Origin of the sequence: Streptomyces sp. NPDC092370 (assembly GCF_044755265.1) — a bacterium.
Classification (GTDB): Bacteria; Actinomycetota; Actinomycetes; order Streptomycetales; family Streptomycetaceae; genus Streptomyces.
Genome location: NZ_JBIVQO010000004.1, coordinates 70,003 through 90,747, shown reverse-complemented (window position 1 = coordinate 90,747; position 20,745 = coordinate 70,003). Strand labels below are relative to the sequence as shown.

Sequence of the window (20,745 nt, the reverse complement as noted above, 5' to 3'; positions counted from 1 at the left end):
GGAGACGCGGGGCCTGGCACGCACATCTGCGGCGTTGTCGTCAGTCGCCGACGCTCCGCGTCGGTTCCTTCCTCCGCCTTGCAGCTGCACGCACCAGGCCCCGCTCACCGGCACTGACAGGTCCAGCGGCTTCCCTCCGACCTGATCCGCCGGGCAGGCCCTAGCGCCGGTCCACGGAAGCGCCCCACACCGGGCGCTCCGGGACCGGCGTTTTTGGTCGCCCGCCCTTCACCCCCGTCCGTTCACAGGAGCCCAAGATGTTCGAGGCCGTCGAGGAACTCGTCGCCGAGCACGCCGACCTGGAGAAGAAGCTCGCCGACCCGTCGGTCCACTCCGACCAGGCCAACGCGCGCAAGCTGAACAAGCGTTACGCCGAGCTCACCCCGATCGTCGCCACGTACCGCTCCTGGAAGCAGACCGGCGACGACATCGAGACCGCGCGCGAACTGGGCGCCGACGACCCGGAGTTCGCCGCCGAGGTCAAGGAGCTGGAGAAGGCCCGCGAGGAGCTGACGGAGAAGCTGCGGCTTCTCCTCGTCCCGCGTGACCCCAGCGACGACAAGGACGTCATCCTCGAGATCAAGGCGGGCGCGGGCGGCGACGAGTCGGCGCTGTTCGCCGGCGACCTGCTGCGCATGTACCTGCGCTACGCCGAGCGCGTCGGCTGGAAGACCGAGATCATCGACGCCACCGAGTCCGAGCTCGGCGGCTACAAGGACGTCCAGGTCGCCGTGAAGACCAAGGGCGGCCAGGGCGCCACCGAGCCCGGCCAGGGCGTCTGGGCGCGGATGAAGTACGAGGGCGGCGTGCACCGCGTGCAGCGCGTGCCCGCGACGGAGTCCCAGGGCCGTATCCACACCTCCGCGGCCGGTGTGCTCGTCACGCCCGAGGCCGAGGAGGTCGACGTCGAGATCAACCCGAACGACCTGCGCATCGACGTCTACCGGTCCTCCGGGCCCGGCGGTCAGTCCGTCAACACCACCGACTCCGCCGTGCGCATCACGCACATCCCCACCGGAGTCGTCGCCTCCTGCCAGAACGAGAAGAGCCAGCTGCAGAACAAGGAGCAGGCACTGCGTATCCTGCGCTCCAGGCTGCTCGCGGCGGCGCAGGAGGAGGCGGAGAGGGAGGCTGCCGACGCCCGTCGCAGCCAGGTCCGCACCGTCGACCGCTCCGAGAAGATCCGCACGTACAACTACCCGGAGAACCGCATCTCGGACCACCGCGTCGGCTTCAAGGCGTACAACCTGGACCAGGTCCTGGACGGTGACCTCGACGCGGTCATCCAGGCCTGCGTCGACGCGGACTCGGCTGCGAAGCTGGCGGCTGCGTAAGGCACGCACGAACACGTACGAGTAATACGGAGGACTTGCGTGAACCTGCTGCTCGCGGAGGTGGCCCAGGCCACCCAGCGGCTCGCCGACGCCGGCGTGCCCTCGCCGCGCACCGACGCGGAGGAGCTCGCCGCGTTCGTGCACGGCGTCAAGCGCGGCGAGCTGCACTCCGTCAAGGACTCCGACTTCGACGCCCGCTACTGGGAGGTCATCGCCCGCCGTGAGGCCCGCGAGCCGCTCCAGCACATCACCGGGCGCGCCTACTTCCGCTACCTGGAACTCCAGGTCGGCCCCGGGGTGTTCGTGCCGCGGCCCGAGACGGAGTCCGTGGTCGGCTGGGCCATAGACGCCGTACGGGCCATGGACGTCGTCGAGCCGTGCATCGTCGACCTGTGCACCGGTTCCGGCGCCATCGCGCTCGCCCTGGCCCAGGAGGTGCCGCGTTCGCGCGTGCACGCCGTGGAGCTGTCCGAGGACGCCCTCAAGTGGACCCGCAAGAACGTCGAGGGGTCCAGGGTCGACCTGCGGCAGGGCAACGCCCTGACGGCCTTCCCGGACCTGGACGGCCAGGTCGACCTGGTCATCACCAACCCGCCGTACATCCCGCTCACCGAGTGGGAGTACGTCGCCCCCGAGGCCCGGGACTACGACCCCGGCATGGCCCTGTTCTCCGGCGAGGACGGCCTCGACCTGATCCGCGGCCTGGAGCGCACCGCGCACCGGCTGCTGCGCCCCGGCGGCGTCGTGGTGGTGGAGCACGCCGACACCCAGGGCGGCCAGGTTCCGTGGATCTTCGCCGAGGACCGCGGCTGGACCGACGCCGCAGACCACCCGGACCTGAACAACCGCCCGCGTTTCGCCACGGCCCGCAAGGCGCTGCCGTGAGCACACCGGGCGCCCCGCGGTCCTCGCGGACTTCATCCCAGCAGCACGTGTACGAGGAGGCCAGCTAAAGATGGCACGGCGATACGACACCAACGACGCGACCGACCGTGTGACCGGTCTGCGCGAGGCAGCGTCCGCCGTCCGCCGTGGCGAGCTCGTGGTGCTGCCGACGGACACGGTGTACGGGATCGGCGCCGACGCGTTCTCCTCGGAGGCGGTCGCCGATCTGCTGGACGCGAAGGGCCGGGGCCGCAACATGCCCACCCCCGTCCTCATCGGCTCCCCGAACACGCTGCACGGCCTCGTCACGGACTTCTCCGAGCTGGCCTGGGAGCTGGTCGACGCCTTCTGGCCGGGCGCCCTGACGCTCGTCGCCCGGCACCAGCCGTCCCTCCAGTGGGACCTCGGGGACACCCGGGGCACGGTCGCCGTGCGCATGCCGCTGCACCCCGTCGCCATCGAGCTGCTCACCGAGGTCGGCCCCATGGCCGTCTCCTCCGCCAACCTCACCGGCCACCCGGCGCCGGAGAACTGCGACGCCGCGCAGGGCATGCTGGGCGACTCCGTCTCCGTCTACCTCGACGGCGGTCCGACCCCCGGCAACGTGCCGTCCTCGATCGTCGACGTCACCCGTGAGGTGCCGGTGCTGCTGCGCGCGGGCGCCCTCTCGGCGGACGAGCTGCGAAAGGTCGTACCCGACCTCGAGGTGGCGAATTGACGGCCCCTGGATCGGGGCGTGGCATAGGCAACGGGGAAAGCGCGGCGGAGATCACGACGACCTTCGTGGGACTTCCGCGCGACAGCTTCCGCATCCTCCACGTCAGCACCGGCAACGTGTGCCGCTCGCCCATCACCGAGCGGCTGACCCGCCATTTCGTCAAGGAGCGGCTGGGCATCCTCGGCGGTGGGCTCATCGTGGAGAGCGCGGGCACCTGGGGCCACGAGGGCGCACCCATGGAGTCCCACGCGGAGACGGTCCTGGCCGACTTCGGCGCGGACGCCTCCGGCTTCACCGGGCGCGAGCTCCTCGACGAGCACGTGATCCGCGCCGACCTGGTGCTGACCGCCACCCGGGACCACCGGGCGCAGGTCATCTCCATGGGGCACTCGGCGGGTCTGCGCACCTTCACGCTCAAGGAGTTCACCCGCCTGGTCAAGGCCATCGACCCGGCGACCCTGCCGTCCCTGGAGGACGGCGTGGTCGTCCGCGCGCGTGCGCTGGTCCGCGCCGCGGCCGCTCTACGCGGGTGGCTCCTGGCCCCGACCGCCGAGGCCGACGAGGTCTACGACCCGTACGGCGCCCCCCTGACGTTCTTCCGGTCCATCGGGGACGAGATACACCAGGCACTCGATCCGGTCGTCACGGCCCTCACGGGCGTCCCCGCACGGACGTAACGACCGAGCGCTCCGAACGCCCCGGGCCTACATTGGTCGTACGTCACCGTCGACGCCCGGAGCCCACCATGACGGTCACCCCTGCCATCGAGGCCGACGTCCTGCGCCGCCAGGACCCCGAGCTCGCCGACCTCCTGCTCGCGGAGCGGGAGCGGCAGTCGACCACGCTCCAGCTGATCGCCGCCGAGAACTTCTGCTCCCCGGCCGTGCTGGCCGCCCTCGGCTCACCCCTCGCCAACAAGTACGCCGAGGGCTACCCCGGAGCGCGGCACCACGGCGGCTGCGAGATCGTCGACGTCGCCGAACGCGTCGCCGTCGAGCGGGCCATGGCCCTGTTCGGCGCCGACCACGCCAACGTCCAGGCACACTCGGGCTCTTCGGCGGTGCTGGCCGCCTACGCCGCCCTCCTGCGCCCCGGTGACACCGTCCTCGCGCTCGGCCTGCCCCACGGCGGGCATCTCACCCACGGCTCGCCCGCCAACTTCTCCGGCCGCTGGTTCGACTTCGTCGGATACGGCGTGGACGCCGAGTCCGGGCTCATGGACCACGAGCAGGTGCGCACCCTGGCCCGCACGCGCCGGCCCAAGGCGATCGTGTGCGGCTCGATCGCCTACCCGCGCCACCTCGACCACGCGTTCTTCCGCGAGGTCGCCGACGAGGTGGGCGCGTACCTCATCGCGGACGCCGCGCACCCCCTCGGGCTCGTCGCCGGGGGAGCGGCCCCGAATCCGGTGCCGTACGCGGACATCGTCTGCGGGACCACCCACAAGGTGCTGCGGGGACCGCGCGGCGGGTTGATCCTGTGCCGCGCGGAGCTGGCCGAGCGGGTCGACCGGGCCGTGTTTCCTTTCACACAGGGCGGTGCGCAGATGCACACCATCGCCGCCAAGGCGGTCGCGTTCGGGGAGGCGGCGACACCGGCGTTCGCCGCGTACGCCCATCAGGTGGTGGCGAATGCGCGGGTTCTGGCGGCCCGGCTGGCCGCCGAGGGACTGGCCGTCACCACCGGCGGCACGGACACCCACCTGATCACCGCCGACCCGGCGCCGCTCGGCGTCGACGGACGCACCGCCCGGGGCCGTCTCGCCGCGGCCGGCCTGGTCATGGACTGCTGTGCCCTGCCGCACGGCGACGCCCGGGGGCTGAGGCTCGGCACGGCCGCGATCACCACGCAGGGCATGGGCGAGGCGGAGATGGTGCGGATCGCCGGACTGCTCGCGGGGGTGCTCCGGGGCGTGACGGATACCTCGAGAGCCCGTGAAGATGTGCGGGAGCTGGCCGGCCGATTTCCGCCGTATCCCACTTGAGTCGGGGTAGGCGCACCAGGGTGCACCGCCACTCGTGCAACCATCGTCGCTACCCGGAAGTCCCCACTGGTATGCGCGCATCGCTAGGGTGTGGGGCTGAGATGGCCAGCGAGACCTGTGGGGAAGCCCGTGCGTGAATACCTCCTGACGCTCTGCATCACGGCCGCGGTGACGTATCTGCTGACAGGGCCGGTACGGAAGTTCGCGATCGTGGCCGGAGCGATGCCGGAGATCCGGGCACGTGACGTGCACCGGGAGCCCACTCCGCGCCTCGGCGGTATCGCGATGTTCTTCGGCTTGTGCGCGGGCCTGCTGGTCGCCGACCACCTGACCAACCTCAACCAGGTCTTCGAGACGTCGAACGAACCCCGGGCGCTGCTCTCCGGGGCGGCCCTGATCTGGCTGATCGGTGTGCTGGACGACAAGTTCGAGTTGGGCGCTTTGATCAAGCTGGGCGGCCAGATGATCGCGGCCGGGGTCATGATCCTGCAAGGCCTGACCATTCTGTGGTTGCCCATCCCCGGCGTCGGAACGGTGTCCGTCACGCCATGGCAGGGCAACCTGCTCACCGTGGCGCTCGTGGTCATCACCATCAACGCGGTCAACTTCGTCGATGGCTTGGACGGCCTGGCGGCAGGGATGGTGTGCATCGCCGCGGCGGCGTTCTTCCTGTACACCTACCGGATCTGGTACGGCTACGGTGCTGAGGCGGCGGCCCCCGCGACCCTGTTCTCCGCGGTGCTCATGGGTATGTGCCTCGGCTTCCTGCCGCACAACATGCACCCTGCCCGGATCTTCATGGGCGACTCCGGGTCCATGCTGATCGGCCTGGTCCTCGCGGCGAGCGCCGTGTCTGTCACCGGCCAGTTGGACGTTGAGGCACTCAACGTCAACCTCGGCGGGGACCGCGAAACGACCCACGCGATGCTTCCCGTCTTCATCCCCCTGCTGATGCCGTTGACGATTATCGCGATCCCGGCCGCCGACCTGATTCTGGCGATCGTGCGCCGCACCTGGCGCGGCCAGTCCCCGTTCGCCGCCGACCGCGGCCACCTGCACCACCGGCTGCTGGAGATCGGCCACTCGCACAGCCGCGCGGTGCTGATCATGTACTTCTGGTCGGCGCTGATCGCCTTCGGCGCGCTCGCCTACTCGGTCAACTCGGCGTCCATGTGGATCGTGCTCGGTGTCGTGTTCCTCAGCGCGATCGGTCTCCTGCTGCTTCTGCTGCCGCGCTTCCGGCCACGCGCCCCGCGCTGGATGGAGCGTTTCGTGCCGCCGCGCTACCGGCGCCGCGGCTCGGTCGCGGCCCTCTCACCCGAGGCGTCGATGCCGGCCTCCCCGGCGGACCAGCCCGCCGCCGGCTCCGAGAACCGCACCCCCGTGGTGTCCGGGGTCTCCGGCGTCAACGGGGCGACCGCCATCGGCCCCCATGCGCACATGGCCGACCGGCGCAAGGCGGGGACAAGGTAAGAATCTGACGAGAGCATTGCCAAGTCGTGGGGTTGCGATGGGGGTGCGAAGTGCCCCAATACCAGACATGTCGGCAAGGTTCTCGCTCAGACGCGCATGCTCACTCTCATGTGTGACGGTCCGCACACCTTCAGGTAAAGACTGCATCAAATAGTTTGTGATACGGTTCACGAGAACCCCCGGATAGAGCCGAAGGACCGCAGTGCGACGGTCCATGGGCGTGAGGACTCCACTCAGCCCGGGACTACGCTCGTCCATGACGACACCCCTGCCCCCTGCGAAAGCGGAGTTGCCGCCATGCCGTCCAATGACGCCCGGAACCTCTTGCAGTGCGCTGTACCCACAGCCGCTGCCGGTGCCGTTGCGGTCGCCGTCAGTGGCGTGGTGGCCGGAGGAAAGGGAGCTGTCGGCGCCGCCGTCGGCACCGTAGTGGCCATCCTCTTCATGGGGGTCGGTCTGTACGTTCTCCAGTGGACGGCAAAAACGCTCCCGCAGTTGTTCCAGGCCATGGGGCTGATGCTCTATGTCGCCCAGTTGCTGCTTCTCCTGATCTTCGTCGCCCTCTTCAAGGACACCTCTCTCTTCAACGCGAAGGCGTTCGCCCTCGGGCTCGTCATCGCGACCGTCGTGTGGATGGCCGCGCAGGCTCGTGCGCATATGAAGGCCAAGATCTTCTACATCGACCCGGACTCCGACAAGAGTGAGAAGCCCGAGAAGACCGGGTCGTCGTCGTGACGAGTAGGGGCGCGATAAAGGGCAGTAGGAACTCCTGCTATCGTCCGGTGCCAACTGCGGCATCGCGGGCGCGGGCATCTGAGCTGACGCCTGCTCGAACGCGAGGCTCGATGCCCCCCAGCCGCCCTCACATCCGTAACACCAGTCCGGTGCCGATCCGCGGCTGCGCGCCGCGCCGACACAACGAGGTTGCCGTACCTATGCGTCACACCGAAGGAGCCCGCGGTGAGTGCTGACCAGACCCAGCTCGCCTTTGACTGGAGCTGTCGGATCATGTCCGACGGGTGTGGTTTTCCGGCACCGGGCCTGCACTCGTTCCTCTTCAAGCCGATCGCCACGGTCGGGGGGTACGAGTTCAACAAGGTGATGCTGCTCGCCCTCATCACCACCATCCTCGTCATCGGCTTCTTCTACGCGGCCTTCGGCAAGGCCAAGGTGGTGCCGGGCAAGCTGCAGATGGTCGGTGAAGCCGGTTACGACTTCGTCCGCCGCGGCATCGTCTACGAGACCCTCGGCAAGAAGGAGGGCGAGAAGTACGTCCCCTTGATGGTCTCGCTCTTCTTCTTCATCTGGATCATGAACATCTGGTCCGTGATCCCGCTCGCTCAGTTCCCGGTCTCGTCCGTCATCGCCTTCCCGGCGGTCCTCGCCGCGATCGTCTACGTGACCTGGGTGTCGCTGACCTTCAAGCGGCACGGATTCGTCGGGTTCTTCAAGAACATCACCGGTTACGACAAGTCGCTCGGCCCTGTGCTGCCGCTCGTCATGATCATCGAGTTCTTCTCGAACCTGCTCGTCCGGCCGTTCACGCACGCGGTGCGACTGTTCGCCAACATGTTCGCCGGTCACCTGATGCTGGTCATGTTCACCGTCGCCTCCTGGTACCTGCTCAACAGCTGGATGATCCCGGCGGCCGGTATCTCCTTCGTGATGACCATGGCCATGATCGTCTTCGAGCTCTTCGTGCAGGCCGTCCAGGCGTACGTCTTCGTGCTCCTCTCCTGCACGTACATCCAGGGCGCTCTGGCCGAGCACCACTGAGCCCCGCCCGCCCCCGCAAGTCCCAAGAACGTCCGGTGGCCAACCCCCGCCGGTCCGTGAAAGAGAAGGAAGATTCAGCATGGCTGCCACTGAGACCCTCGCCGCTGTCTCCGGTTCGCTCGGCTCCATCGGCTACGGCCTCTCCGCCATCGGCCCCGGCATCGGCGTCGGCATCATCTTCGGTAACGGCACCCAGGCCCTCGCTCGCCAGCCCGAGGCCGCCGGCCTGATCCGTGCCAACCAGATCCTGGGCTTCGCCTTCTGTGAGGCGCTCGCCCTCATCGGCATCGTTATGCCGTTCGTGTTCGGTAAGTAATCACCGCTTACTGACACGCATCGACGAAAGGCACTGATGTGATCGCCAACCTGGTGCAGCTGGCGGCCGAGGAAGAGCAGAACCCGCTCGTTCCTCCGGGCCCCGAGCTGCTCATCGGCACCATCGCCTTCGCCATCGTGTTCTTCTTCTTCTGGAAGAAGCTGCTTCCGAACATCAACAAGGTTCTGGAGGAGCGCCGCGCGGCGATCGAAGGCGGTATCGAAGAGGCCGAGACCATGAAGGTCGAGGCCCAGAGCGTCCTTGAGCAGTACAAGGCACAGCTCGCCGAGGCCCGGCACGAGGCCGCGCGCCTGCGCCAGGAGGCGCAGGAGCAGGGTGCCGCCCTCATCGCCGAGATGCGGGCCGAGGGCCAGCGGCAGCGCGAGGAGATCGTCGCCGCCGGTCACGCCCAGATCGAGGCCGACCGCAAGGCCGCTTCCTCCGCGCTGCGCCAGGACGTCGGCAAGCTCGCCACCGACCTGGCCGGCAAGCTCGTCGGCGAGTCCCTCGAGGACCACGCCCGCCAGAGCCGTGTCATCGACCGGTTCCTCGACGAGCTCGAGGAGAAGGCCGAGGCCGGACGATGAACGGAGCGAGCCGCGAGGCCCTGGCAGCCGCACGCGAGCGTCTCGACGCGCTGACGGACTCGACGTCCGTGAACGCGGGCTCGCTCGCCGACGAGCTGGCCGCCGTCACCGCGCTGCTCCACCGCGAGGTGTCGCTGCGTCGGGTCCTCACCGACCCGGCGCAGGCCGGAGAGGCCAAGGCCGAACTGGCCCGGCGTCTGCTCGGCACCCAGGTCAGCGGCCCGGCCGCCGACCTGGTGGCGGGCATGGTGCGCTCCCGCTGGTCGCAGTCGCGCGACCTGGTGGACGCGCTGGAGCAGCTGGCCGACACCGCCGACCTCACCGCCGCCCAGCAGGCCGGCAAGCTCGACGACGTCGAGGACGAGCTGTTCCGGTTCGGCCGGATCGTCTCCGGCAGCACCGAGCTGCGGGCCGCGCTGACCGACCGCAAGGCCACCACCTCGGCCAAGGGTGAGCTGCTGCGCAGCCTGCTCGGCGGCAGGGCGCAGTCGGCCACCGAGCGTCTGGTCACGCGCCTCGTGACCGCGCCGCGGGGACGTAGCCTGGAGTCGGGACTCGAGTCCCTGTCCAAGCTCGCCGCCGATCGCCGGGACCGCATGGTGGCCATCGTCACCTCGGCGGTACCGCTGAGCGACCCGCAGAAGCAGCGCCTGGGCGCCGCCCTCGCGAAGCTCTACGGCCGCACGATGCACCTCAACCTGGACGTGGACCCCGAGGTCCTCGGCGGGATGCGGGTGCAGGTCGGTGACGAGGTCATCAACGGCTCCCTCGCGGACCGCATCGAGGACGCCAGCCGCCGGCTCGCCGGCTGAGCAGCAACTCAATAGGCACAACGTACTTACGACGGCCCTGGTTGGGCCGTGCAGAAGAATCCTGGGGGTCGCCCCCAGACCCCCAAAGTGAAACTTCGGGCCCAACAAGGAGAGCAGGGAACCCAGATGGCGGAGCTCACGATCCGGCCGGAGGAGATCCGGGACGCGCTGGAGAACTTCGTCCAGGCGTACAAGCCGGACGCGGCCTCGCGCGAGGAGGTCGGTACGGTCACCTTCGCCGGCGACGGCATCGCGAAGGTCGAGGGTCTGCCCTCGGTCATGGCCAACGAGCTGCTGAAGTTCGAGGACGGCAGCCTCGGTCTCGCCCTCAACCTCGAGGAGCGCGAGATCGGCTGCGTCGTCCTCGGCGAGTTCAGCGGCATCGAGGAGGGTCAGCCGGTCTCCCGTACCGGTGAGGTTCTCTCCGTTGCGGTGGGCGAGGGCTACCTCGGCCGCGTGGTGGACCCCCTCGGCAACCCGATCGACGGCCTCGGCGAGATCGAGACCGAAGACCGTCGCGCCCTGGAGCTGCAGGCCCCGGGCGTCATGGTCCGTAAGTCGGTGCACGAGCCGATGGAGACGGGCTACAAGGCCGTCGACGCGATGACCCCGATCGGCCGTGGTCAGCGTCAGCTGATCATCGGTGACCGCCAGACCGGCAAGACCGCCCTGGCTGTCGACACGATCATCAACCAGCGCGACAACTGGCGCTCGGGCGACCCGAACAAGCAGGTCCGCTGCATCTACGTCGCCATCGGCCAGAAGGGCTCCACCATCGCCGGCGTGCGCGGCGCTCTGGAGGAGGCCGGCGCGCTGGAGTACACGACCATCGTCGCCGCCCCGGCGTCCGACCCGGCCGGCTTCAAGTACCTGGCGCCGTACACCGGTTCGGCCATCGGTCAGCACTGGATGTACCAGGGCAAGCACGTCCTGATCATCTTCGACGACCTGTCGAAGCAGGCCGACGCCTACCGCGCCGTGTCGCTGCTGCTGCGCCGCCCGCCGGGCCGTGAGGCCTACCCGGGTGACGTCTTCTACCTGCACTCCCGCCTGCTGGAGCGCTGCGCGAAGCTCTCCGACGAGATGGGTGCCGGCTCGATGACCGGTCTGCCGATCGTCGAGACCAAGGCCAACGACGTCTCGGCGTTCATCCCGACCAACGTCATCTCCATCACCGACGGCCAGTGCTTCCTGGAGTCGGACCTGTTCAACGCCGGTCAGCGCCCCGCGCTGAACGTCGGTATCTCCGTCTCCCGCGTCGGTGGTTCCGCCCAGCACAAGGCGATGAAGCAGGTTTCCGGCCGTCTGCGCGTGGACCTCGCCCAGTTCCGTGAGCTGGAGGCGTTCGCCGCCTTCGGTTCCGACCTGGACGCCGCGTCCAAGGCGCAGCTGGAGCGTGGTCAGCGCATGGTCGAGCTGCTGAAGCAGCCGCAGTACCAGCCGATGGCCACCGAGGACCAGGTCGTCTCCGTCTGGGCCGGCACCACCGGCAAGATGGACGACGTCCCCGTCGCCGACATCCGCCGCTTCGAGAAGGAGCTGCTGGACTACCTGCACCGCAAGGAGCAGGGTCTGATGACCTCCATCCGTGAGGGCGGCAAGATGTCCGACGACACCCTTCAGGCCGTCGCCGAGGCCATCGTCGAGTTCAAGAAGCAGTTCGAGACCTCCGACGGCAAGCTGCTCGGCGAGGACGCCCCGGCTGCCGGCAAGTGACGACGGAAGGGACCTGACTCATGGGAGCCCAGCTCCGGGTCTACAAGCGTCGCATCCGATCCGTCACCGCGACCAAGAAGATCACCAAGGCGATGGAGATGATCGCCGCCTCGCGCGTCGTCAAGGCGCAGCGCAAGGTGGCGGCCTCCACCCCGTACGCGACCGAGCTCACCCGCGCGGTCACGGCGGTCGCCACCGGCTCTAACACCAAGCACCCGCTGACGACGGAGGCGGAGAACCCGACCCGTGCCGCGGTCCTGCTCCTCACGAGCGACCGCGGTCTGGCCGGCGCCTTCAACTCCAACGCCATCAAGGCCGCGGAGAAGCTGACGGCGAAGCTGGAGGCCGAGGGCAAGGAGGTCGTCAGCTACATCGTCGGCCGCCGTGGTGTCGCCCACTACAACTTCCGCGAGCGCAAGATCGCGGAGACGTTCACGGGCTTCACCGACGAGCCGTCGTACGCGGACGCCAAGAAGGTCGCGGCACCGCTGATCGAGGCCATCGAGACGGAGACGGCAGAGGGCGGCGTGGACGAGCTCCACATCGTCTACACCGAGTTCGTGTCGATGATGACGCAGACGGCGATCGAGGCGCGGCTGCTGCCGCTCAGCCTCGACGAGGTCGCGGCGGAGGCGGCGCCCAAGGGCGAGATCCTCCCGCTGTTCGACTTCGAGCCCTCGGCGGAGGACGTCCTCGACGCCCTGCTGCCGCGCTACGTCGAGAGCCGCATCTACAACGCGCTGCTCCAGTCGGCCGCCTCCAAGCACGCCGCCACGCGGCGCGCGATGAAGTCGGCCACCGACAACGCCGGAGAGCTCATCGAGACGCTCACCCGGCTTGCCAACCAGGCCCGCCAGGCCGAAATCACCCAGGAAATCAGCGAGATCGTCGGTGGCGCGAGTGCCCTGGCCGACGCGACCGCGGGGAGTGACCGATAAATGACCACCACTGTTGAGACGGCCACGGCGACGGGCCGCGTCGCGCGGGTCATCGGCCCGGTCGTCGACGTGGAGTTCCCCGTCGACGCGATGCCGGAGATCTACAACGCCCTGCACGTCGAGGTCGCAGACCCGGCGCTGGCGGGCGAGAAGAAGACGCTGACCCTGGAGGTCGCCCAGCACCTGGGTGACGGCCTGGTCCGCGCCATCTCCATGCAGCCCACCGACGGCCTGGTCCGCCAGGCCCCGGTGACCGACACGGGTGCGGGCATCACCGTCCCGGTCGGCGACTTCACCAAGGGCAAGGTGTTCAACACCCTCGGTGAGGTGCTGAACAGCGACGAGGTCCACGAGGGTGAGCGCTGGTCCATCCACCGCAAGGCCCCCGCGTTCGACCAGCTCGAGTCGAAGACCGAGATGTTCGAGACGGGCCTGAAGGTCGTCGACCTGCTCACCCCGTACGTCAAGGGCGGCAAGATCGGTCTGTTCGGTGGTGCCGGTGTCGGCAAGACCGTGCTGATCCAGGAAATGATCATGCGTGTCGCCAACCTCCACGAGGGCGTCTCCGTCTTCGCGGGCGTCGGTGAGCGCACCCGTGAGGGCAACGACCTCATCGCGGAGATGGAAGAGTCCGGCGTTCTGGACAAGACCGCCCTGGTCTTCGGTCAGATGGACGAGCCCCCGGGCACCCGTCTGCGCGTGGCCCTGGCCGGCCTGACGATGGCGGAGTACTTCCGCGACGTCCAGAAGCAGGACGTGCTGTTCTTCATCGACAACATCTTCCGCTTCACCCAGGCCGGTTCCGAGGTGTCGACCCTGCTCGGCCGTATGCCCTCCGCGGTGGGCTACCAGCCGAACCTGGCCGACGAGATGGGCACCCTCCAGGAGCGCATCACCTCGACCCGCGGTCACTCGATCACCTCGATGCAGGCGATCTACGTCCCCGCGGACGACCTGACCGACCCGGCCCCGGCCACCACCTTCGCCCACCTCGACGCGACGACGGTGCTCTCCCGTCCGATCTCCGAGAAGGGCATCTACCCGGCCGTGGACCCGCTGGACTCGACGTCCCGCATCCTCGACCCGCGGTACATCTCGGCGGACCACTACAACGCCGCGATGCGCGTGAAGAACATCCTGCAGAAGTACAAGGACCTGCAGGACATCATCGCGATCCTCGGTATCGACGAGCTCGGCGAGGAGGACAAGCTCGTCGTCCACCGTGCCCGTCGCGTGGAGCGCTTCCTGTCCCAGAACACCCACGCCGCCAAGCAGTTCACCGGTGTGGACGGTTCGGACGTGCCGCTGGACGAGTCGATCGCCGCGTTCAACGCGATCTGCGACGGCGACTACGACCACTTCCCGGAGCAGGCGTTCTTCATGTGCGGTGGTCTCGAGGACCTGAAGAAGAACGCGAAGGAGCTCGGCGTCTCCTGAGCCTCGCGCTCGTCATGAGGGGGCGGGGTTCGTCCCGCCCCCTCATTCACGCCTACTAGACTTGTAACCAACACCCGGCACTCCCGCCGGGTGGTGACCCGAGGAGCCACCCTTGGCTGCTGAGCTGCACGTCGCGCTGGTCGCGGCCGACCGTGAGGTCTGGTCCGGCCAGGCCACCCTGGTCGTCGCGCGCACCACGTCCGGCGACATCGGCGTCATGCCCGGTCACCAGCCGCTGCTCGGTGTGCTGGAGTCGGGCCCGGTGACCATCCGTACGAGTGAGGGCGGGACGGTCGTCGCCGCCGTGCACGGCGGATTCATCTCGTTCGCGGACGACAAGCTCTCGCTGCTGGCGGAAGTCGCCGAGCTGTCGGACGAGATCGATGTCCAGCGCGCGGAGCAGGAGCTCGAGCGCGCGAAGGCGGAGGACGACGCGGAGGCCCGGCGCCGCGCGGACGTCCGCCTGCGGGCTGCCACGGCGGCGCGCTGACCCCGTCCGCCGTGTGATGACGTCACTCAGCCGCGGCTGGGTACCGGAGAGATCCGGACCCAGCCGCGGCTGAGGCGGATGTGGGTGATTTTTACGTTCCGTTACCTAGGAGACGAGGAGGTCGGTGTCGATGGTCCTCGCTCTGACTGTGTGCGGAATCGTGGTGGCCCTCGTGGTGGTGGGCCTGTTCGTCTTCGGCCTGCGTCGTCGGCTGATCCAGCGGTCGGGCGGCACCTTCGACGCCAGCCTGCGCTGGGACACCCCGGAGGAGGGTGACCGGAGCGGCAAGGGCTGGGCGTACGGGGTGGCCCGCTACAACGGTGACCGCGTCGAGTGGTACCGCGTCTTCTCGTACTCGCCGCGTCCGCGCCGTGTCCTGGAGCGTTCCGCGATCGAGGTGGCCGGCCGCCGGGTGCCGGAGGGCGAGGAGGAGCTGGCGCTGCTCTCCGACCATGTGATCCTGACCTGTCTGCACCGGGGCACGCGTCTCGAACTCGCGATGAGCGAAGACGCGCTGACCGGTTTCCTCGCATGGCTGGAGGCAGCCCCGCCCGGACAGCGAGTGAACGTGGCGTAGCACGTTCACTCGCTGGGTGGGGGGAGCGCCCATGCGGCCCGCTCCCCCCCCCGGGTGGTCAGGTGCCGAGTGGCACGGCCGTCCCTCCGCGGACGACGGACAGGTCGCCCGTGCTGGACTCCGCGGTGACCGACACCCACGTCCCGTTGTGGTTGACGCCGTCGTCGCCCACACACCGTTCGCCGACGACGGGGACGGTCCCGCTGGTGGTCGTGGCGCCGAAACCGGTGAGCTGGAAGCCGGTGATCTGGTTGCGCGCCCGGGCGTCGTAGGTGACCGCGCTGTTCACGCCGGCGTGCCGCTTGAGCGTGACGTCGTGGGTCTTGTGCCCCTTGGCTGTCAGGCGTGCGCCGGGAGGCGTGAGAGGCGCGTGAAACCGGCCCCGGCCAGCCTCGGTGGCTGCCCGCGGCCGGTTTCCCGGGAGGTGTGCGGACCTACCTCAGCCCGTTGTCGATGGCGTTCGCCAGTTCGCCGTTGCTCGTGTCGCCGCTGAACTCCCAGAAGAACGCTCCACCCAGGCCCTGGTTCTTGGCCCAGCTCATCTTCCCGGCGATCGTGGCCGGCGTGTCGTACGACCACCAGTTGCTGCCGCAGTGCGCGTAGGCGGTGCCGGCGATGGTCCCGGTGGCCGGGCAGGAGTTCTTCAGGACCTTGTAGTCCTCGATGCCCGCCTCGTACGTGCCCGGAGCCGCGCCGGTCGCCGATCCGCCCGGGGCGGACTGGGTGACGCCGGTCCAGCCGCGGCCGTAGAAGCCGATGCCGAGCAGCAGCTTCTTGGCCGGGACGCCCTTGGCCTTGAGCTTGGCGATCGCGTCGGCCGAGTTGAAGCCCGCCTGCGGGATCCCCGGGTAGGACGTGAGCGGGGAGTGCGGGGCGGTCGGGCCGTCCTTGTCGAAGGCGCCGAAGTAGTCGTACGTCATCACGTTGTACCAGTCGAGGTACTGGGCGGCGCCGCCGTAGTCGGCCGCGTCGATCTTGCCGCCGGAGGAGCCGTCGGCGGTGATGGCCGCGGTGACCAGGTAGTTCGAGCCGAACTCGGTGCGCAGCGCCGACATCAGGGTCCTGAAGGCCGCGGGGCCGGAGGTGTCGCAGCTCAGGCCGCAGGCGTTCGGGTACTCCCAGTCGATGTCGATGCCGTCGAAGACGTCGGCCCAGCGCGGGTCCTCCACGACGGCCTTGCAGGACTTGGCGAACGCGGTGGCGTTGGCCGCGGCCTGGCCGAAGCCTCCGGAGTAGGTCCAGCCGCCGAAGGAGTACAGCACCTTGATGTGCGGGTACTTGGCCTTCAGCTGGCGCAATTGGTTGAAGTTGCCGCGCAGCGACTGGTCCCAGGTGTCGGCGGTGCCGCTGACGGACTGGTCGGCGGTGTAGGCCTTGTCGTAGGCGGCGTAGGTGTCGTCGACGGTGCACTGGCCGTTCTTGACGTTGCCGAAGGCGTAGTTGATGTGGGTGATCTTCGACGCCGTGCCCGAGGTCACCAGGTTCTTGACGTGGTAGTTGCGGCCGTAGACGCCCCACTCGGTGAAGTAGCCGAGCTTGATCTTGTCACCGGTGGGCGGCTCGGTGGTGCCGCCCGTGGTGCGGACCCGGACGGCGCCGCTGACCGGGCCGGTCTGGTCGGCGGTGTCACGGGCCCGGACGGAGTACGAGTAGTCCGTGCCCTTCGTCAGCCCGCTGTCCGCGTACGAGGTGGTCGTCACGGTGGCGACCTTGGTGCCGTCGCGCAGGACGTCGTAGTTCTTGACGCCCTTGTCGTCGGTGGCGGCGGACCAGGACAGCTTCACCGAGGTGTCGGTGATGTCCGAGGCGGTGGGGGTGCCGGGGGTGCTCGGTGCGCTGTCACCGGGTTCCGTGGTGCCGCCGTCGCAACTGCCACCGTTGAGCTTGCAGTTGGCGGGGGAGCCGGAGCCGGAGCCGTTGAAGCCGAAGGTGACGGAGGCCCCGGGGGCGAGGGTGCCGTTCCAGGACTTGTTCTTCGCGGTCCAGTGGGTGCCGGAGGAGGTGACGTCGGCGTCCCAGGAGGAGGTGACGGAGGTGCCGGAGGGGAAGTCCCACTCGACGGTCCAGGAGCTGAGGGCGGTGGTGCCGGTGTTCTTCACCGTCCACTTGCCCTCGAAGCCGGAGCCCCAGTCCTGGGTCTTGGCGTAGGTCGCGGTGGCGGACGTCGCTGCCTGGGCCGGGCTCGCCAGGCTGACGAGGCCGGCGAAGGGGAGCAACAGGGTCGCGAACCCTGCCGCGGCTCTGTGTCTGAAGCGCATGCTGCGCCTCCTTGATGGAGTTGTGGGGGGCGTGACTGAGCCTCACGCCACACATGGTGCGGTGAGAATAGAAAGGTCTGGACCACCGGTCAATAGGTCTGGACCACCGCACCCGGAACCCGGCTCAGACACCCAACTCCTGAGCCAGCACCGCGGCTTGCACCCGGCTCCGCAGCCCCAACTTCCCCAGCAGCCTGCTGACATGGGTTTTCACGGTCGCCTCGGCCATGTCGAGCCGCTCGGCGATGCCCGCGTTGGACAGGCCCTCGCCGAGGCAGGCCAGCACCTCACGCTCCCGCCGGGTCAACTGGTCGAGCACGGCCGGATCGGCCGCGGGTTCCCGGACCGGCTTCGCGGCGAACTCCGCGATCAGCCGCCGGGTCACCGCCGGGGCGATCAGCCCTTCTCCGCGCGCGACCGTCCGTACCGCCTCCAGCAGGTCCGCCGCCTCGGTGTTCTTCAGCAGGAAGCCGGACGCGCCCGCGCGCAGCGCTCCGAACACGTACTCGTCGAGGTCGAAGGTGGTCAGCACCAGCACGTCGGCGAGCCGCTCCGCGACGACCTGCCGGGTCGCCGACACCCCGTCCAGACGCGGCATCTGCACGTCCATCAGCACCAGGTCCGGCCGCAGCTCCCGGGCCAGTGCCACCGCCCGCTCGCCGTCCGCCGCCTCGCCGACCACCTCGACGTCGGGCGCGCTGCGCAGGATGAGGACCAGACCGGCGCGTACGGCTGACTGGTCCTCGGCGACCAGGACGCGGATCATGCGGTGTCTCCTTCGACGGTGTCGTGGACGGGGAGGGTGGCGCGTACGGCCCAGATCTTTCCGTCGGGAGAATCCTCGGGGCCGGCCGCGAAGGTGCCGTCCAGCAGGGCGACGCGCTCCCGCATGCCCACCAGACCGGCTCCGGAGCCGGGAGCGCGCGGGCCGTCCCGGTCACCGTAGGGGCTGGTCACGGTGACGGTCAGCGAGCCGTCCTGCCGGGCGAGCGTGACGCCGACCCGCCCCGGGGCGGCGTGCTTGAGGGTGTTGGTCAGCGACTCCTGCACGATCCGGTAGGCGGCGAGCTCGACGGGCGCGGGCACCTCACCGTGGCCGGCGTCCAGGTTGACGTCGAGACCGTTGGCGCGGGCGCCCTCCACCAGCGCGGCGAGGCCGTCGAGCGTCGGAGCCGCGGCCGGTTCCAGATCACCGCTGGAGTCGCGCAGGATGCCGATCAGCCGTCGCATCTCCGAGAGCCCCGCCACGCTGTTCTCGCGGATGACCACCAGCGCCTCCTGGGAGGTCTTCCGGTCGTCGAGGGACAGGGCGGCGGTGGAGTGGATCGCGATCGCGGAGAGGTGGTTGGCGACCATGTCGTGCAGTTCGCGGGCCATCCGCGCGCGTTCGGCGGTGACGGCCTGGGTGCGGTCCATCTCGGCGAGCAGCGCGGTCTGTTCGGCGCGCAGCCGGGCCGCCACGGCGGCGTCGCGGTGGTTGCGGACGATCAGGCCGGTGGCCGCGGGCGCGAAGGCCACGACACCGGTGACCACGCCGATCAGCAGGGCCTCGGGCTCGCGCCACCATGCGAACGGCACCACCGTTCCCGCCACCGACAGCAGCCCGGTGATCCGCGGGATGCGGTGGGCCGAGGCGGGCGGGCCGTACAGGACGGCCGCGTACATGAGGTCGGTGTACATCAGGATCGTGACCAGGTTGCCCTGGGTGAGGACGTCCGCGACGATCGCGGCCGTGCCGATCAGCAGGGCGGTGCGCGGGGCGGTTCGGCGCAGCAGCTCGCAGCCGGCCATGACGAGGAGCGGCAGCAGCACCGGCCAGCGGCCCGGCAGCAGCACGTACGGCTCGGTGTGCGGACGAGTGGCCAGGCCGAGGCCCCACAGCAGCAGTCCGCCGAGAAGTCCGCCCAGCGCGACGTAGAGGTCGAAGCGGTGCGGGCGGGGGAGTCGTGCGGCCATGGCCCCATCCAACACGGCCGTCGCGCCCCGCGCGTGATCCCCGCGTAGGGTCCCCGACTGCATCTTTCGATGTACCGCGGGTTCGTCAGTCGAGACGACGCTGCGGGCCGCACCGACCGGGAGCCTGGAAGGGTGACCGAGAGGAGCGAACCGTGATCGTCGCCTTGATCGCAGCCTGCGAGATCGGCTTCTGGGTGCTGCTGGCGGCCGGGTTGTCCGTCCGCTATCTGCTGCGCATGCCGCGCACCGGACTGGCGCTGCTGCTGTGCGAGCCGCTGCTGGAGGTCGTCCTGTTGGTGGCCACCGCGCTGGACCTGAAGAACGGCGCGGATCCGAACTGGACGCACGGCCTGGCCGCGCTGTACATCGGCTACACCGTCGGGCACGGCCACCGCACCGTGAAGTGGCTCGACGGGCACGCGGCCCACCGGCTCGGTGGCGGCCCGCCCCCGCCGAAGCCTCCGCGCTACGGCATGGCCCGGGCGCGCCACGAGGGCACGGTGTGGCTGGGGACGCTGGCGGCGGCCGTGGTCGCGACCGTGCTGCTCCAGCTCGCCATCTGGTACGTGGACGACCCGAGTCGCGTCACCTCCCTGGAGAGCTGGCGCTGGGTGGCCTGGCGCACGGCCGGGCTCCACGGCCTGATCGCGCTCAGCTATGCGATCTGGCCGCGGAAGGCTCCCGCGGGCGAGCCGGAGACGCGGCTGGAGAAGGAGGGGGTGCACCGATGAGCAAGGGCCGCGGGAATCTGGTGGAAGGGATCGTCACCTTCGTGATCGGCCTCGGGCTGTGGCTGTTCACCGGCGATGTGGAGGTCCCTGTCGTCACCCTCACGAAGGTCGGCGTCGTGATGATGTGCGTCGGCGGCGTACTGGTCGCCTCCGGCCTGTGGCAGGAGGCTCGCCGCAGGAACTAACGCTCCCCGCCCGGCACCCACAGCACGTCGCCGACCTCCTTGTTCGCCGTCCTCGCGAGGATGAACAGGAGGTCGGACAGGCGGTTGAGGTAGGTCGCCGTCAGGGGGTTCATCGTCTCGCCGTGGACCTCCAGGGCGGACCACGTCGAGCGTTCGGCCCGGCGTACGACCGTGCAGGCCTGGTGCAGCAGGGCCGCGCCGGGGGTGCCGCCGGGGAGAATGAAGGAGCGGAGCTTGTCCAGCTGTTCGTTGAAGCGGTCGCAGTCCGCCTCCAGCTTGTCGATGTAGAACTGCTCGACCCGCAGGGGCGGGAACTCCGGGTTCTCCACCACCGGCGTCGACAGGTCCGCCCCCACGTCGAACAGGTCGTTCTGGACACGGGTGAGGACCGTGACGATCTCCTCGTCCAGGCCGCCGAGCGCGATCGCCGTGCCGATCGCCGCGTTCGCCTCGTTGGCGTCGGCGTACGCGGAGATCCGCAGGTCGGTCTTGGCGACCCGGCTCATGTCGCCGAGGGCGGTGGTGCCCTGGTCGCCGGTCCTGGTGTAGATGCGCGTCAGATTGACCATGTG

At 69.4% G+C, this 20,745-nt stretch carries 23 protein-coding genes; 18 read left to right on the top strand and 5 right to left on the bottom strand.

Annotated elements, in window-relative coordinates; all coding sequences use genetic code 11:
• The first annotated feature begins 257 nt into the window (after positions 1 to 257).
• The 16 genes from prfA (at position 258) to ACIQHQ_RS14340 (ending at position 15,043) form a co-directional block, all read left to right on the top strand.
• Positions 258 to 1,334, top strand: a complete 1,077-nt coding sequence (gene prfA, locus ACIQHQ_RS14415) for a peptide chain release factor 1 (RefSeq protein ID WP_062929083.1) — start codon at positions 258 to 260, stop codon at positions 1,332 to 1,334.
• 39 nt (positions 1,335 to 1,373) lie between these two features.
• Positions 1,374 to 2,219, top strand: a complete 846-nt coding sequence (gene prmC, locus ACIQHQ_RS14410) for a peptide chain release factor N(5)-glutamine methyltransferase (protein WP_390991086.1) — start codon at positions 1,374 to 1,376, stop codon at positions 2,217 to 2,219.
• Between the two features lie 70 nt (positions 2,220 to 2,289).
• Positions 2,290 to 2,937, top strand: a complete 648-nt coding sequence (locus tag ACIQHQ_RS14405) for an L-threonylcarbamoyladenylate synthase (protein WP_402612250.1) — start codon at positions 2,290 to 2,292, stop codon at positions 2,935 to 2,937.
• Entirely contained in the window at positions 2,934 to 3,614 is a 681-nt protein-coding gene (locus ACIQHQ_RS14400) for a protein-tyrosine-phosphatase (protein WP_402612249.1), read from the top strand. The genes ACIQHQ_RS14405 and ACIQHQ_RS14400 overlap by 4 nt, the downstream gene beginning before the upstream one ends.
• 68 nt (positions 3,615 to 3,682) lie before the next feature.
• The gene (glyA, locus tag ACIQHQ_RS14395; protein ID WP_402612248.1) at positions 3,683 to 4,921 is read left to right on the top strand and encodes a serine hydroxymethyltransferase; all 1,239 of its coding nucleotides are present in this window, start codon (positions 3,683 to 3,685) and stop codon (positions 4,919 to 4,921) included.
• Positions 4,922 to 5,050: 129 nt separating this feature from the next.
• Positions 5,051 to 6,394 (top strand): MraY family glycosyltransferase, encoded by a 1,344-nt coding sequence (locus ACIQHQ_RS14390; protein WP_402612247.1) that lies wholly within the window; start codon positions 5,051 to 5,053, stop codon positions 6,392 to 6,394.
• Between the two features lie 297 nt (positions 6,395 to 6,691).
• Positions 6,692 to 7,129 carry a hypothetical protein gene (locus ACIQHQ_RS14385; protein ID WP_402612246.1) on the top strand — a complete coding sequence of 146 codons (438 nt, stop codon included), beginning with the start codon at positions 6,692 to 6,694 and terminating at the stop codon, positions 7,127 to 7,129.
• A 273-nt stretch (positions 7,130 to 7,402) separates the two neighbouring features.
• Positions 7,403 to 8,170, top strand: coding sequence for a F0F1 ATP synthase subunit A (gene atpB, locus ACIQHQ_RS14380; RefSeq protein WP_402612672.1), 768 nt, complete (start codon positions 7,403 to 7,405; stop codon positions 8,168 to 8,170).
• Between the two features lie 79 nt (positions 8,171 to 8,249).
• Positions 8,250 to 8,486 carry an ATP synthase subunit C gene (locus ACIQHQ_RS14375; RefSeq protein WP_031104199.1) on the top strand — a complete coding sequence of 79 codons (237 nt, stop codon included), beginning with the start codon at positions 8,250 to 8,252 and terminating at the stop codon, positions 8,484 to 8,486.
• Positions 8,487 to 8,524: 38 nt separating this feature from the next.
• Complete coding sequence (locus tag ACIQHQ_RS14370) at positions 8,525 to 9,073, top strand: F0F1 ATP synthase subunit B (protein ID WP_390991072.1); 549 nt, start codon at positions 8,525 to 8,527, stop codon at positions 9,071 to 9,073.
• Positions 9,070 to 9,885, top strand: a complete 816-nt coding sequence (locus tag ACIQHQ_RS14365) for a F0F1 ATP synthase subunit delta (RefSeq protein ID WP_402612245.1) — start codon at positions 9,070 to 9,072, stop codon at positions 9,883 to 9,885. The genes ACIQHQ_RS14370 and ACIQHQ_RS14365 overlap by 4 nt, the downstream gene beginning before the upstream one ends.
• Positions 9,886 to 10,011: 126 nt before the next feature.
• On the top strand, positions 10,012 to 11,601 hold the full coding sequence (atpA, locus tag ACIQHQ_RS14360; protein ID WP_283972410.1) for a F0F1 ATP synthase subunit alpha: 1,590 nt from the start codon (positions 10,012 to 10,014) through the stop codon (positions 11,599 to 11,601).
• Between the two features lie 20 nt (positions 11,602 to 11,621).
• Positions 11,622 to 12,539, top strand: a complete 918-nt coding sequence (locus tag ACIQHQ_RS14355; RefSeq protein ID WP_402612244.1) for a F0F1 ATP synthase subunit gamma — start codon at positions 11,622 to 11,624, stop codon at positions 12,537 to 12,539.
• A complete protein-coding gene (gene atpD, locus ACIQHQ_RS14350) occupies positions 12,540 to 13,976 on the top strand; it encodes a F0F1 ATP synthase subunit beta (RefSeq protein ID WP_390991063.1) in 1,437 nt (478 codons plus the stop codon).
• A gap of 112 nt (positions 13,977 to 14,088) precedes the next feature.
• Entirely contained in the window at positions 14,089 to 14,466 is a 378-nt protein-coding gene (locus tag ACIQHQ_RS14345; protein WP_102908178.1) for a F0F1 ATP synthase subunit epsilon, read from the top strand.
• 130 nt (positions 14,467 to 14,596) lie between these two features.
• Positions 14,597 to 15,043 (top strand): DUF2550 domain-containing protein, encoded by a 447-nt coding sequence (locus ACIQHQ_RS14340; RefSeq protein WP_062929096.1) that lies wholly within the window; start codon positions 14,597 to 14,599, stop codon positions 15,041 to 15,043.
• 58 nt (positions 15,044 to 15,101) lie between these two features.
• On the opposite strand, the gene ACIQHQ_RS14335 is transcribed toward ACIQHQ_RS14340, so the two are convergent.
• From ACIQHQ_RS14335 to ACIQHQ_RS14320, 4 genes are all read right to left on the bottom strand, one after another.
• Positions 15,102 to 15,332 carry a hypothetical protein gene (locus ACIQHQ_RS14335; RefSeq protein ID WP_402612243.1) on the bottom strand — a complete coding sequence of 77 codons (231 nt, stop codon included), beginning with the start codon at positions 15,330 to 15,332 and terminating at the stop codon, positions 15,102 to 15,104.
• A gap of 145 nt (positions 15,333 to 15,477) precedes the next feature.
• Positions 15,478 to 17,301 carry a glycosyl hydrolase family 18 protein gene (locus ACIQHQ_RS14330; RefSeq protein WP_402612242.1) on the bottom strand — a complete coding sequence of 608 codons (1,824 nt, stop codon included), beginning with the start codon at positions 17,299 to 17,301 and terminating at the stop codon, positions 15,478 to 15,480.
• 124 nt (positions 17,302 to 17,425) lie between these two features.
• Positions 17,426 to 18,067: a response regulator gene (locus ACIQHQ_RS14325; RefSeq protein WP_402612241.1), complete on the bottom strand. Its 642-nt coding sequence runs from the start codon at positions 18,065 to 18,067 to the stop codon at positions 17,426 to 17,428.
• Entirely contained in the window at positions 18,064 to 19,257 is a 1,194-nt protein-coding gene (locus ACIQHQ_RS14320; RefSeq protein WP_402612240.1) for a sensor histidine kinase, read from the bottom strand. The genes ACIQHQ_RS14325 and ACIQHQ_RS14320 overlap by 4 nt, the downstream gene beginning before the upstream one ends.
• 152 nt (positions 19,258 to 19,409) lie before the next feature.
• Between ACIQHQ_RS14320 and ACIQHQ_RS14315 the strand changes: the two genes are divergently transcribed.
• Positions 19,410 to 19,988, top strand: a complete 579-nt coding sequence (locus ACIQHQ_RS14315) for a hypothetical protein (protein WP_402612239.1) — start codon at positions 19,410 to 19,412, stop codon at positions 19,986 to 19,988.
• The gene (locus tag ACIQHQ_RS14310; RefSeq protein WP_402612238.1) at positions 19,985 to 20,173 is read left to right on the top strand and encodes a DUF5708 family protein; all 189 of its coding nucleotides are present in this window, start codon (positions 19,985 to 19,987) and stop codon (positions 20,171 to 20,173) included. Before ACIQHQ_RS14315 ends, ACIQHQ_RS14310 begins: the two co-directional genes overlap by 4 nt.
• Here ACIQHQ_RS14310 and ACIQHQ_RS14305 read toward each other — a convergent pair.
• Complete coding sequence (locus tag ACIQHQ_RS14305) at positions 20,170 to 20,742, bottom strand: cob(I)yrinic acid a,c-diamide adenosyltransferase (RefSeq protein WP_402612237.1); 573 nt, start codon at positions 20,740 to 20,742, stop codon at positions 20,170 to 20,172. The two genes, ACIQHQ_RS14310 and ACIQHQ_RS14305, sit on opposite strands and share 4 nt — an antisense overlap.
• Positions 20,743 to 20,745 lie beyond the last annotated feature (3 nt).